Origin of the sequence: Azospirillum isscasi, from assembly GCF_030849505.1 — a bacterium.
GTDB classification, from domain to species: domain Bacteria; phylum Pseudomonadota; class Alphaproteobacteria; order Azospirillales; family Azospirillaceae; genus Azospirillum; species Azospirillum isscasi.
In genome coordinates, this window is sequence record NZ_JAUJFI010000161.1 from 1 (window position 1) to 12,670 (window position 12,670).

The following is a 12,670-nucleotide window of genomic DNA, read 5'->3' on the forward strand; positions in this document are numbered from 1 at the left end:
ATGGCCGCCCCGCCCCCACCGTCCCCGGCGCCGGCGATGAGCGCCCCCTTCGCCGGTTCGATGCCCCAGCGCGCGGCGGAGACCACCCCCGCCGAAAGCACGGAGGCCACGGCGCAGGTGCTGTTCCGCTACCCGCAGCCGGTCACGCTGGCCAACGGCGGCACGCTGATGATGCCCATCGCCGCCCGCGCCATCCCGGCGGAGCGGCTGTCGCTCTACCAGCCCAACACCCAGCCGCGCCACCCGCTGGCCGCGCTGCGCCTCAGCAACGGCGAATCGGGAGAGACCGGCCTGCCGCCGGGCGTGCTGACGCTGTATGAGCGGCTCGGCGGGGCCGCCGCCTATGTGGGCGACGCGCGGCTGGCCACCCTGCCGGCGGGCGAGAGCCGGATCCTCAGCTTCGCGGTGGATCAGGCGGTGACGGTGGACCGTTCCGAACAGCCCAGCCGCACCCTGTCCCGCGCCACCCTGGCCGACGGGGTGCTGCAACTGACCGTGACCGACCGGCAGACCACCACCTACCGGATCGCCGGAGCGGCGGGCGAGGACCGCACGGTCATCGTCGAGCATCCGCGGCGGCCCGGCTGGGATCTGGTGCAGCCGGCGGGCGGTGCGGCGCCGGACCTGACCGCCGACGCCTACCGCCTGCCCGTCGCGGTGCCCGCCGGCCAGACGGTGACGCTGGCCGTCGCGCTGGAGCGCCCGCGGGTCGAGCGCTTCGGCATTTCGGAGATGTCGCCGGAGCAAGTGCGGGCCTACGCCTCCTCCACGGAACTGCCGCCCGCGGCGCGCGAGGCTCTGGGCAAGGTTGCCACCCTGCGGACCGCGGTTGCGGAGAAGGAACGCCGCGTCGGCGACCTGGAGCGCGAACAGGCGGAAATCGGCAAGGAGCAGGAGCGGCTGCGCCAGAACCTCGCCACGCTGCCGCGCGACAGCGACCTGTTCAAGCGGACCATCGCCAAGATGGGCGACCAGGAAACCCGCCTGGACGCCCTGTCCCGCGACCTGGCCGCCGCCCGCAAGGAGGTCGAGGCCGCCCGCAACACGCTGCGCGATCAGGTGCGCGGCATGACCTTCTGATCCGGGCTGAGGTTCCCTCTCCCGTTCCGGGACCGGGAGAGGGGACTGCCTCAGGCGCCCTTTTCGAGCGTGGTGCCGCTGCAATAGGCCCAGTCGTCGCCGTGCAGGCCGAAGAACAGGGCCACCGGCTGCTTGCCGGAGCGGTCGATCACCACGCGGAAGCGGTTGCCGGTGCAGGCCCCCGCCGCCTGCTTCTGGTAGGGCAGCTTGACGCTCTTGGACGTCAGGCAGGAGTCGGCGGCCTTGGGCGGGTTGGCCGCCGCATCGATCCGCTTGCCGTTCAGCACCATGTAATAGTTGGTGGCCTGCCCGCCCTTCACCTCCGCCTTCACCTCGATCTTGCCGAACCGGGACTTGTAGAGGCCGGCGTCGGTTTCCCCGTCCGGCGCGCCGGGTGCGATCGGGCGGAAGGACACGGCGGCACAGGCCGGCGGCTCCTTCTTCTGGGCGAAGGCCGGCTGGGCCAGGGCGAGGGTGGCGAGGGCGGCGGCACCCGCGACGAGCGCGGCACCGCAAAGACGCGACAGCGGCATGCGAACCTCCTGAATCGGATGGGAGCGGGAAAGGCGGGTCAGGCGGGGGCCTGGCAGAACAATGTTTGCTGCATGATGGCGCAGTCCTTCTCCACCCCGCCGTCGAGCATCGATATCTCGACGCTGGTGACGGTCAGGGTGCGCCCCGGCTTCAACACGCGGCCGCGGGCGATCATCACATCGCCCTTGGCCGGCGACATCAGGTTGACCTTGAACTCCACCGCCAGGACCTCGCTGCCCGCCGGCATCAGCGTGTAGCCGGCATAGCCACCGGCGTTGTCGGCCAGCGTGCTGACCATGCCGGCGTGGAAAAAGCCGTGCTGCTGCGTCAGGTCGGCGCGGAACGGCAGGCGCATCTCGCAGAAGCCGGGCTCCAGCCGCGTCAGCTCGATCCCCAGCGTCTTGCAGATCGGCTGGCGCTCGAAGCCGGCGCGGCAGCGCGCTTCCCAGTCCGGGTCGCGCGGTTCGAAGGTCTTGGGCACGTCTCGGGTCTTTCTGATTGTGTTCGGGCGGTTGAATTCGGTTGGTCGAATTCGGGCGGCCCCTACCCTGCGCCAGCCTTACGTTCCGATCAAGCCGAGCTGCGGGCTCGACGCCTCCGCGAAGGCGCGTTTCGGCATGCGCCCGGCCAGACGGGCCGAAAGCCCCGCCGCCACCGCGTCGCGCATCGCCGCGGCCATGCGCACCGGATCGCGGGCCTTCGACACGGCGGTGTTCAGCAGGACGGCGGCGCAGCCCAGCTCCATCGCCAGGGCGGCGTCCGACGCCGTGCCGATTCCGGCGTCCAGCACCACCGGCACCGGGCTGCGCGCGCAGATCGTCTCGATGGCGTGCGGGTTGCGGATGCCCAGCCCCGAGCCGATGAAGGCCCCCAGCGGCATCACCGCGGCGGCCCCCAGGTCGGCCAGCTTGCGGCAGGTCACCGGATCGTCGTTGCAGTAGGGCAGAACGGTGAAGCCGTCGCCCACCAGCTCCTCCGTCGCGCGCAGAAGCTCCTCCACGTCGGGATAAAGCAGCTCGCGGTCGCCGATGACCTCCAGCTTGATCCAGTCCACCCCCAGCGCCTCGCGGGCGAGCTGGGCGGTCAGCACCGCCTCCTTGGCCGTCAGGCAGCCGGCGGTGTTGGGCAGCAGCCCGGCGCGGTCGCCGATGACGTCCACGAGGCTTTCCGAATAGCCGTCCAGGCTGATGCGCCGGATGGCGACGGTGACCAGTTCGCTGCCGCTGGCCTCCAGCGCGTCCAGCATCACCTGCTGGTTCGGATAGCCGGCGGTGCCGAGGAACAGGCGCGAGCGGAAGTCCCGGCCCGCTATGGTGAGCGTGTCGTTCATGGGTGTTTCCTCGATGGTCCGGCCCGCTCTCCGGCGGGCGTGACGTCAGCCGCCCTGCACGGGGCGGATGATCTCCAGGGCGTCGCCCGCGGACAGGGGCGTCTCGTCCCAGCGGCGGGACGGCAGGACGGCGCCGTTCAGGGCGACGGCGACCCCGGGCGTGCCCACGGCGATTCCCCGCCCGGCCAGCAGGGCGGCGACGGTGGGGGCGGACAGATCCTCCTCCCGCCCGTTGACGCGGATGAGAGCGGTCATGCCGCGGCTCCCTTCGGCTGGGTGAAGCGGTCGAGCGCGAAGGGGCGGATCACCGGATCGGCCTCCCCGGTCAGGACCAGCCGCGCCACCGAATCCGCGGTGACCGGGGTCAGCAGGATGCCGTTGCGGTGGTGCCCGGTGGCGTGGACCAGCCCCTCCACCTCCGACAGGCCGAGGATCGGGGCGTCGTCGCGGCTGCCGGGACGGAAACCGGCCCAGCTCTCTTCGATGGGCAGTTCGGCGATGCCCGGCAGGGCGCGCCACGCCCCCTCCAGCAGGGCGAACTGGCCCCCGGCGGTCAGCCGGTCGTCGAAGCCGCGCTCCTCCGTCGTGGCGCCGACCAGAAGCCGCCCGTCCAGCCGCGGGATCAGGTAGGTGCCGGGAGTCCACACCACATGGCGCAGCAGCGGCAGCCGCTCGTCCATGCGCAGGCAGAGCATCTGCCCCTTCACCGGGCGGACGGGCGGGCGCGCCGCCGGGGACAGCCCGTCGATCCGGCCCGACCAGGCCCCGGCGGCCAGAACCACCCGGTCCGCCTCGACCAGACGATCCCCGACCTGGACGCCGACCGCCCGCCCGCCCCGGACCTCGATGCGGGTGACCTCGGCGTGTTCGTGAACCGCGGCGCCCGCGCGCCGGGCGGCGGTGTGCAGGGCGGCGGCGACCTTGCGGTTGTCCACCTGATGGTCGCCGGCGCAGAACAGCGCGCCGGCCACGCCCGGCTGGAGATAGGGTTCGCGCCGCCGCACCTCGGCCCCGCCCAGCCACTCCACGGGCAGGCCGAGCCTGCTCTGGAAGTCGTGCAGGAAGCGCACCTTGGCCGCGTCGTCGGCGTTCAGCGCGATGACCATGGTGCCTTCGGTGCGGAGATCCACCGCGATGCCGGACGCCGCTTCCAGCTCCGCCGCGAAGGCGGGCCATTGGTCCTGGGAGGCGCGGGTCAACGGCAGCAGGCTCTCTTCGCCGGGTTCGGTCTCCACGCAGGCGGCGAGCATGCCGCCCGCGGCGTGGCTGGCCCCCCGCCCGGCGGCGCCACGGTCGAAGACCTCCACCCGGCAGCCCGCGGCGGCCAGCCTCCAGGCGATGGACAGGCCGATCACCCCGGCACCGACCACGGCGACGGCGGGCTTCACGGATTCAGAATGCAATGAGGGCGCAGATACCATGCGGCGGCTCCCTTCGCTGGCATTATCCAGACAGGTTCGATGGGTGTGATCTCAGCCGCGCGGGCTCATCCCGCACGGCACCCCAGCCAATGCCCGGATCATCCGGAAGAGGGCCGCCTTTGGCAAGCCCCTTTTCGTTGGTTACAGCAACAAAAGGGACGCCAGACCCAGAAAGGACAAAAATCCTATAACGTCGGTCATGGTGGTCAGGAAGACCGAACTCGCCACCGCCGGATCGACGCCCATCCGGTCCAGCCCGATGGGGATCAGCACGCCGCACAGCCCGGCGACGAACAGGTTGATGACCATGGCGCAGGCGATGACCACGCCGATCATCGGCTCGAACCAGGTCGCCGCGATGGCTCCCACCAGTGTGGCGAAGACGACGCCGTTGATCAGGCCGACCATCACCTCCTTGCCCACCACGCGGGCGGCGTTGGAGGGCGACAGCTCGCGCGTCGCCAGCGCGCGCACCGCCACGGTCAGCGTCTGGGTCCCGGCGTTGCCGCCCATCGAGGCGGTGATCGGCATCAGCACGGCCAGCGCCACGATCTGCTCGATGGTCGCCTCGAACAGCGAGATGACGCCCGCCGCCGCGAAGGCGGTGAGCAGGTTCACGCCCAGCCAGGAAATGCGCGAGCGCGAGGTCTCCAGCACCGTGCGGTAGATGGAGGTGTCGCCGACGCCGCCCAGCTTGCCGAGATCGTCCTCGGCCTCCTCGTCGATGATGTGGACCACGTCGTCCACGGTGATCACGCCGATCAGCCGCCCGCCCGCATCGACGACGGGGGCGGAGACCAGGGCGTACTGGCGGAACAGGTTCGCCACCTCCTCCTGGTCCATGGTGGCGGGGATGGTGTCCACCTCCTCCGTCACCAGATCGGCGATGCGGACGGACCGCTTCTGGCGCAGCAGGCGCGACAGCGGCACCGCGCCGACCACCCGGTGCATCGGATCGACGACGAAGATGTCGTAGAAGTCCTCGGGCAGCTCGTCGGTGGCGGCACGGACGTAATCGATGGTCTTGCCCACCGTCCAGAACTGCGGCACCGCCACCAGATCGCGCTGCATCAGGCGGCCGGCGGTGTATTCGTCGTAGGTCAGGTTCTCCTGGACCAGCGCGCGGTCGGCGGCGGGCAGGTTCTCCAGCACCTCGCGCCGGGTGTCCTCGTCCAGATCCTCGATGACGTCCACGGCGTCGTCGGTGTCCAGCTCCGCGACGGCGGCGGCCAGCTCCTTCGGCTCGAACAGCTCGACGATCTCCTCGCGGAGATCGGGGTTGAGGTAGCTCAGCACCTCGCCGTCGAAGTCGGGGCGCAGGACGCCGACCAGCGCCTCGCGGTCGTCGTGGCCGAGCTGTTCGATCAGGTCCGCGATGTCGGCGGGGTGCAGCTTGTCCACCTCCGCGCGCAGCTCGTCGCGCCGCCCGGCGTGCAGCCGCTCGACGATCTCCTCCACGAACTCCGGCTCCACGCCGTAGGCACGCTCCTCCTCGCCGTCCTCGCGGGCCGGGTCGGGTCGTTCCGCCGGGTGCGGCACATCGTCCTGGATACGATTCGGTTCCTGGGGGTCGGTGTGCATGGCGGCACCCTCCCTGTACGATGGCAATGCGGCGTGGCGGCATGGTCCGGCGATCGGTCGGCCATGGCGCACTGGCGTTTGCGGGTTGGTGGGGAGCCCTTGCGGATTTCCGCCGGGGCGCCCACGGAATATAGGTGTGCCGCCGCTTTGTCCAGAGCGGCAGGCCGTCCCGCCGCCTCCGGCCCTGCGCGCAATGCTTGCGCGGGCGGCATAATTCGTGCACCCATAATGCGTGCGGGGCTTTTCACCCCGCGCAACCAACGAAGAACCGGCACCACTGGCCAGCGGATGTGACGATGGAGTACGCCTACACCGACATCGACGGTCAGGAAGGGATCATGCTGTCGGGGCGTTTCACCTACGACGACAGCCGCAAATTCCACGACCTGCTGGCGGACTGGGACATCGGCGCGCGGCCCGAGGTGCGGCTGGATCTGCGCTATCTGACCTTTCTCGATTCCGCGGCGATCGGCATGCTGTTCGTCCTCGCCAACCGCTGCCGCGACGCCAAGGGGCTGGTGACGGTGCACAACGCACAACCTTACATCGTGCAGACCATGCGCCGCGTCGCGCTCGACCAGTATGTGGAGTTCCGCTGAGGGGGCTCCGGTCCCGGCAGGACGGCCCGGAAACGAAAAAGCCCGCTGTGGTCCGATGGACCGGCGGGCTTTTCGTTTGTTTGCCTGATCCCCCGGTTCAGGGGGGATGGTGCGGTCGAGAAGACTCGAACTTCCACGGCATCTCTGCCACAGCGACCTCAACGCTGCGCGTCTACCAATTCCGCCACGACCGCACAAGGCTGGTAGAACCGACGACCGGATCGCTCCCGTCATCGGGTGGAGCGGGGGAATAACAGATCCCCGAAGCCCGATCAAGCGGCGTCTCGCGTTTTTGGAAAAGAAAGTTCATAACGTCGGAATGACCGACGCCCCCACCGCCCCCGTTCCGCCGTTTGCCGATGCCACCGCCGCCCCTGCCGCCGCCCGGGCGGTGGAATGGCGCATCAGCGACACGCCCGTCCCCTACCCCGACGCGCTGGCCGAGATGGAAGCCCGCGTCGAGGCCATCCGCGCCGGCACCGCGCCGGAGTTGGTCTGGCTGCTGGAGCATCCGCCCCTCTACACCGCCGGCACCAGCGCGCGGGAGGAGGACCTGCTGGAGCCGGGCCGCTTCCCCGTCTATCAGGCCGGGCGCGGCGGGCAGTTCACCTATCACGGGCCGGGGCAGCGCGTGGCCTATGTGATGCTGGACCTGAAGACGCGCGGCGCCGACATCCGCGCCTTCGTGCAGGATCTGGAGGAGTGGCTGATCCGCACGCTGGCCGCCTTCAACATCCGCGGCGAGCGGCGGGAGGGGCGCGTCGGCATCTGGGTGAACAAGCAGCCCTACGGCGGCGCCCCCGGCCAGGAGGACAAGATCGCCGCCATCGGCGTCCGCGTGCGCCGCTGGGTCAGCTTCCACGGCATCGCCCTGAACGTGGAGCCGGACCTGTCGCACTTCGCCGGCATCGTCCCCTGCGGCATCAGCGAGCACGGGGTGACCTCCGTCGTGGCGCTCGGCCATCTCGTCACCATGGAGGATGTGGACGCCGCCCTGATCGCCAGCTTCGAAGAGGTCTTCGGCGGCGGGGCGAAGACGGACGCGGAGAACGAATAGTCCCTACCGCTTCGGCGCTGCGGCGGGCTGCGCGTCGTTCAGCACGCGCACGTCCTCGTTGGTGATCGACACAATGGTGCAGCCGGTGCTGTCGCCGTTGCGGAACAGGTAGATCAGCCGGCGGTTCGCCTGCTTCTTCGGGTCGTGCAGGTTCAGGCCATGGCCGAACGCGACCCCCAGCACCTCGCCCTTGAAGATGGCGCGGTAGCGCAGGGGCATCTGCTCCCGGAACTGGCGGGAGGCGCAGGCTTTGCTCAGCTCCTTCTCGAAGGTGCCGGCGTGCCGCCAGTCCTGGGTGGAGCGGATCATCACCCATTGCGGCGGCAGCGGAAACTGGACCACCGGCGGCGACAGCGGCAGGTCGTAGCCGCCGGGCGGCACCGGCGGCATGTGCCCCGGCTCCGTCCGGTCCAGCGGCCCCTCGGCCCAGGCGGTTCCGGCACCCAGCGCGCCGAGAAGCAGAAGGCTTGGCGCCGCGCGGCGAAGGAGCCGGAGCGCTGATTTTGGCCTGTTGCCGCTCATTCCGATCCGCTTGCCCCCACCCCAACCCTCACTGCGTCGGGCGCTGTTCGAAAATCCCCGGACCCGGGTCACGGGCCGGCTCCACCGCGATGTCGCCGACCACGGCGGCGGAAGGACCGCGGCGGCAGGCTTCCAGCATCCGGTCCACCGCGTCCGCCGGGCCGGCGAACAGAGCCTCCACCGTGCCGTCGCCACGGTTGCGCACCCAGCCGGACAACCCCAGCCGGTTCGCCGTGTCCACCGTCCAGCCGCGGTACCACACCCCCTGCACCTTGCCATGAATACGGGCCAGCACGGCCTTGCGGTCTTCGTTCTCCGCCATTCCCATCCCCGGTTCGCGTCCGTACCGTCAGGACAATAGGGCATGCGCCCGTTCCGGAAAACCCGGTGCCGCCCCATGCCCTCTCCTCCCCCAATGAACAGCACCGCCAACCGTTCGTCGGCGTATCATTCCCCCATGGCGGGTCGCGGGCAGGCTCGCGCGCCCGGAACGAACGGTTCGGGAGGAACGGACATGACCATCCGAAACCCTGCGGAATGGGGAGCGGCCCATTTCAAATCCTGGTCCCACGGTCTGGCGGAAGCGGGCCACGCCATCGCCCCACCGGCGGCGGAGCGGGCGGCGCTGGAGCCGACCGTGCGCCGCATCCGCGGCGGCGATCTGCGCGAGGCGCTGAGGAAGGGCCTCCAGGATTTCATGGCCTGCCGCACCGACGTCCTCTTCATCGCCCTGATCTATCCGCTGGTCGGGCTGCTGCTGGCCCAGGTGGTGTTCGACGGGAACGCCCTGCACCTGCTGTTCCCGCTGGCCTCCGGCTTCGCGCTGATCGGCCCCTTCGCCGCGGTCGGCCTTTACGAGATGAGCCGCCGGCGCGAGCGGGGCGACCGCGTGTCCTGGGCGGACGCCTTCGGCGTGGCGCGTTCCCCGGCCTTCGGGGCGGTCCTGGCGATGGGGGCGATTCTGACGGCGGTGTTCCTGCTGTGGCTGGTGGCGGCGCAGCTCATCTACATGGCGACCCTCGCCCCGCTGGCGCCCGAGGGCTGGAGCGCCTTCACCCATGCGCTGTTCACCACCCGCGCCGGCTGGGCGATGATCGTGCTGGGAATGGGAGTCGGCTTCCTGTTCGCGGTCCTGGTGCTGGCGATCAGCGTGGTCAGCTTCCCGCTGCTGCTCGACCGCCGGGTCGGCGTGGCGACGGCCATCCGCACCTCCGTCCGCGCCACCCTGAGAAATCCAGAGCCCATGGCGCTCTGGGGCCTGATCGTGGCGGGCGGGCTGCTGCTCGGCTCGCTGCCCGCCTTCGTCGGGCTGATGATCGTCATGCCGGTGCTCGGCCACGCCACATGGCACCTCTACCGGCGCCTGATCCCGGAGTGAGCTACCCGCAGGCCGGTACCTGGAGGGCCGGAAGCCCGTTCCACAGGATGGCGACCAGAGCCCCCGCGGCGGCGAGCGCGGTAAAGAACCGGATGAAACGGCGCGGGTCCTCGCTGGCCCGCCGCCCCGGCCCGATTCCCCACAGCGCCGCCGCCAGCACCGCCGCGGCCAGCAGCAGGGCGACCCCCGTGGCGCCGAGAACCAACACCACCGGGGCGGGCTGGCCGTACAGTTCCACCCTCTCCAGTTCGCGGGCGCAGATCAGCCCGTTGATGCCGTAGACCGCCGCGAAATGGGCCGCCCAGATCAGGAAGGCGGACATCATCCCGGTGAAGGTGGCGGTGAAGGCCGTTTTCTCCATGGCGCGCCTCACACCGCAAGCCGCGGGAACAGATGCACCAGCAGGAGCGCCGCCACCCCCTGCCCGCAACTGTAGAGCCACATCAGCATCACGTTGTCGAAGGTGACCCGCCGCCGCGCGTGCAGCCGCCCGGCGAAGGACCGCGCCAGCGCGTAACCGGTCATCAGCAGCAGAATCGCGGCGTGAAAGACCTGCCAAGCCGCCAGCATGAAGACGATGGCGCCATAGGCGCTCTCCGACGCCACAAGGCCGCTGCCGGTCTGCGCATAGGGTTCCGCCACCGCCGCGGCCAGAATGAGCAGGAGGCCGAACAGCAGCGCGCCGCGCATCGCCCAGGCACGGTTGCGGTTCAGCGCACGGCTCGCCAGAAGCATCGCCCCCGCCGCCGCCACCCACAGGACCACCCCGCCGGCCAGCCATTCCAGCCCCGGCAGGGCGCCCGTGTCCGCCGGCCAGACGTCCGGGCTGACCGTCCACAGGAAGACGTAGGTGAAGCACAGGCAGGCGAAGGCCGTCCCGTCCACCAGCAGCAGGACCGCCGTGCCCCACCAGGAATGATTCTCCGATCCCTGGAGATAGACGGGCACCCGCCAGCCGCCGCCGACGTCCTGCGGCGGGTGGTCCGCCCCCTTGTCCAGCTCCCACACCCACCAGAAGACCGAGGCGATGGCGAGCACCGCCGGCACCAGCGACACCCAATAGAGCTGCACGGTCAGGCACAGGAAATGCGCCGCGGTGAACAGCCCGGCCAGGAAATGGCTCCAATGCGGGCCGGGCATCGGCATCAGGTACTGGGGCTTGGCCTCGATGGGGCTGGTCACGATGGTCTCGCGCCGGCGGGTCGGGGCGCCGGGCAGGTAATGGGCGCCCTCCTGCACCTCGCGCGACAGGGTCGGGCTGTCCCACAGCGGATAGAGGGAGCGGACATGCGGAATGCTGCGGGTGGCGTAGTCGCCGTTCGGAATCCATTCCAGCGTCCCCGCCTTCCAGGGATTCTCCGGCGCCGGACGGCCCCGGCCCAGCGCGTCGCGCGCCATGTCGATCAGCACCAGCAGGACCCCGAAAGCCATCACGAAGGCCCCCGCCGTGGAGACCATGTTCAGCGCGTTCCAGCCCAGATCCCCCGGATAAGTGTAGACCCGCCGCGGCATCCCCATCAGGCCGCTGGCATGCATGGGGAAAAAGGCGACGTTGAAGCCGGTGAACATCATCCAGAAGGCCCAGCGCCCCAGCCGCTCCGACAGCATGGTGCCCTTCAGCGTCGGCCACCAGTGGTACAGCCCGGCGAAGACCGGGAAGACCATGCCGCCGATCAGCACGTAATGCAGGTGTGCCACCACGAAGTAGCTGTCGTGCGCCTGCCAGTCGAAGGGGATGACCGCCACCATCACACCGGTCAGCCCGCCGCCCACGAAGATGAACAGGAAGCCCAGCAGGAACCACGTCGCCACCGTCCATTGCAGCCGCCCCTTGCCCAGCGTGGCGATCCAGGCGAAGACCTGGATTCCCGCCGGCACCGACACCGCCATGCTGGCGGCGGAGAAGAAGCTCAGGCTCAGCGGCGGGATGCCGGTGGCGAACATGTGGTGCACCCACAGGCCGAAGCTGAAGAAGCCCGTGCCGACCAGCGCCACCACCACCCAGTCGTGGCCGACCAGCGGGCGCTGCGCCAGCGCCGGCACCATCATCGACACCAGCCCCGCCGCCGGCAGGAAGATGATGTAGACCTCCGGATGGCCGAAGAACCAGAACAGGTGCTGCCACAGCAGCGGGTCGCCGCCCCGCTCCGCGATGAAGAAGGGCCAGTCGAAGGCGCGCTCGATCTCCAGAAGCGCGGTCGCCACGATCACCGCCGGAAAGGCGAAGACGATCATCCCCGCCATGACCAGCATCGACCAGCAATAGACCGGTATCTTGTCCAGCGTCATGCCCGGCGGGCGGGTGCGCAGGATGCCGACGATGATCTCGATGGCCCCGGCGATGGCCGAGATCTCGATGAAGCCGATCCCCAGCAGCCAGAAGTCGGCGTTGATGCCGGGCGAGAATTTCATGCCGGTCAGCGGCGGGTACATGAACCAGCCGCCGTCCGGCGCCACCCCGAAGATCAGCGAGCAGAAGAAGGCCGTCCCGCCGAACAGGTAGGCCCAGAAGGCGAAGGCCGACAGCCGCGGAAAGGGCAGGTCGCGCGCCGCCAGCATGGACGGCAGCAGGAAGACGCCGATGGCCTCCACGATGGGCACGGCGAACAGGAACATCATCCCCGTTCCGTGCACGGTGAAGAACTGGTTGTAGGTGGCGTGGTCCAGCAGGTCGTTCTCGGGCACCGCCAACTGCGTCCGCATGGCGAGCGCCAGCGTTCCGGAGATGACGAAGAACAGCAGCGCCGTGGCGATGTAGAGCACGCCGATGATGTTGTTGTTCACCTCCTTCAGCAGGCCGAATCCGGGCGTCGGCTTCCAGGCGCGCTTCAGCGCCTCCATCTCCTCCGGCGGGCGCGGCAGGCGGTTGGGCAGGCCGGCATCGTCGAGCGGCGGGGTCATTTCAGGCTCTCCAGCCAGACGGCGATGGCGTGCCGGTCGCCGTCGGCCAGGATCGGGAAGGACGGCATGCGGTTTTCCGGCTTGATGTGCTGCGCCCCGGCGATCCAATCGGCCAGGGCCTCGGGCGTGTTGGGCAGCGTCCCGGCGGCCAGCGCGCCGCGCCCGCCGACATGGGTCAGGTCCGGCCCCGCCGCCGGAAAACCGGTGGCGCAGCCACGCCCATCTGCTGTTCGCGAACTGGATCAACCAGATCTACCAGACGACGCC

At 70.1% G+C, this 12,670-nt stretch carries 13 protein-coding genes, 1 tRNA gene, 2 pseudogenes and 1 riboswitch; of the genes and pseudogenes, 5 read left to right on the plus strand and 11 right to left on the minus strand.

Annotated features, from left to right (window positions below; translation table 11 throughout):
- Window positions 1-1,080 (plus strand): annotated as a pseudogene (locus tag QSG27_RS23460) (hypothetical protein); the annotation flags it as partial.
- 50 nt (window positions 1,081-1,130) lie between these two features.
- Here QSG27_RS23460 and QSG27_RS23465 read toward each other — a convergent pair.
- The 6 genes from QSG27_RS23465 to mgtE all read right to left on the minus strand — a co-directional run bounded on the left by QSG27_RS23465 (window position 1,131) and on the right by mgtE (window position 5,946).
- On the minus strand, window positions 1,131-1,613 hold the full coding sequence (locus QSG27_RS23465; RefSeq protein ID WP_306710427.1) for a hypothetical protein: 483 nt from the start codon (window positions 1,611-1,613) through the stop codon (window positions 1,131-1,133).
- 38 nt (window positions 1,614-1,651) lie between these two features.
- Window positions 1,652-2,095 (minus strand): PaaI family thioesterase, encoded by a 444-nt coding sequence (locus tag QSG27_RS23470; RefSeq protein WP_306710429.1) that lies wholly within the window; start codon window positions 2,093-2,095, stop codon window positions 1,652-1,654.
- 78 nt (window positions 2,096-2,173) lie between these two features.
- Entirely contained in the window at window positions 2,174-2,944 is a 771-nt protein-coding gene (thiG, locus tag QSG27_RS23475; RefSeq protein ID WP_306710431.1) for a thiazole synthase, read from the minus strand.
- Between the two features lie 45 nt (window positions 2,945-2,989).
- A complete protein-coding gene (gene thiS / locus QSG27_RS23480) occupies window positions 2,990-3,199 on the minus strand; it encodes a sulfur carrier protein ThiS (protein WP_306710433.1) in 210 nt (69 codons plus the stop codon).
- Window positions 3,196-4,332: a glycine oxidase ThiO gene (thiO, locus tag QSG27_RS23485; protein WP_306710435.1), complete on the minus strand. Its 1,137-nt coding sequence runs from the start codon at window positions 4,330-4,332 to the stop codon at window positions 3,196-3,198. Before thiO ends, thiS begins: the two co-directional genes overlap by 4 nt.
- Window positions 4,333-4,356: 24 nt before the next feature.
- Window positions 4,357-4,460: riboswitch (TPP riboswitch) on the minus strand.
- Between the two features lie 46 nt (window positions 4,461-4,506).
- Window positions 4,507-5,946: a magnesium transporter gene (mgtE, locus tag QSG27_RS23490; protein ID WP_306710437.1), complete on the minus strand. Its 1,440-nt coding sequence runs from the start codon at window positions 5,944-5,946 to the stop codon at window positions 4,507-4,509.
- A 296-nt stretch (window positions 5,947-6,242) separates the two neighbouring features.
- Between mgtE and QSG27_RS23495 the strand changes: the two genes are divergently transcribed.
- A complete protein-coding gene (locus QSG27_RS23495; protein WP_145687400.1) occupies window positions 6,243-6,545 on the plus strand; it encodes an STAS domain-containing protein in 303 nt (100 codons plus the stop codon).
- A gap of 107 nt (window positions 6,546-6,652) precedes the next feature.
- Here the strand turns inward: QSG27_RS23495 and QSG27_RS23500 are convergent.
- Window positions 6,653-6,739, minus strand: a tRNA-Leu gene (locus QSG27_RS23500).
- A gap of 125 nt (window positions 6,740-6,864) precedes the next feature.
- Here QSG27_RS23500 and lipB point away from each other — a divergent pair.
- Window positions 6,865-7,602 carry a lipoyl(octanoyl) transferase LipB gene (lipB, locus tag QSG27_RS23505; RefSeq protein ID WP_306710440.1) on the plus strand — a complete coding sequence of 246 codons (738 nt, stop codon included), beginning with the start codon at window positions 6,865-6,867 and terminating at the stop codon, window positions 7,600-7,602.
- A 3-nt stretch (window positions 7,603-7,605) separates the two neighbouring features.
- Here lipB and QSG27_RS23510 read toward each other — a convergent pair whose 3' ends face one another.
- Window positions 7,606-8,124 (minus strand): hypothetical protein, encoded by a 519-nt coding sequence (locus tag QSG27_RS23510; protein ID WP_306710442.1) that lies wholly within the window; start codon window positions 8,122-8,124, stop codon window positions 7,606-7,608.
- Window positions 8,125-8,152: 28 nt separating this feature from the next.
- Entirely contained in the window at window positions 8,153-8,446 is a 294-nt protein-coding gene (locus tag QSG27_RS23515; protein ID WP_306710443.1) for an acylphosphatase, read from the minus strand.
- Between the two features lie 192 nt (window positions 8,447-8,638).
- On the opposite strand from QSG27_RS23515, the gene QSG27_RS23520 reads away from it, so the two are divergent.
- Window positions 8,639-9,502 carry a DUF2189 domain-containing protein gene (locus QSG27_RS23520; RefSeq protein WP_306710445.1) on the plus strand — a complete coding sequence of 288 codons (864 nt, stop codon included), beginning with the start codon at window positions 8,639-8,641 and terminating at the stop codon, window positions 9,500-9,502.
- Window position 9,503: 1 nt separating this feature from the next.
- On the opposite strand, the gene QSG27_RS23525 is transcribed toward QSG27_RS23520, so the two are convergent.
- Window positions 9,504-9,863 carry a hypothetical protein gene (locus QSG27_RS23525; RefSeq protein WP_306710447.1) on the minus strand — a complete coding sequence of 120 codons (360 nt, stop codon included), beginning with the start codon at window positions 9,861-9,863 and terminating at the stop codon, window positions 9,504-9,506.
- An 8-nt stretch (window positions 9,864-9,871) separates the two neighbouring features.
- On the minus strand, window positions 9,872-12,403 hold the full coding sequence (gene ctaD / locus QSG27_RS23530; protein ID WP_306710449.1) for a cytochrome c oxidase subunit I: 2,532 nt from the start codon (window positions 12,401-12,403) through the stop codon (window positions 9,872-9,874).
- Window positions 12,404-12,623: 220 nt separating this feature from the next.
- Here ctaD and QSG27_RS23535 point away from each other — a divergent pair.
- Window positions 12,624-12,670 (plus strand): annotated as a pseudogene (locus QSG27_RS23535) (hypothetical protein); the annotation flags it as partial.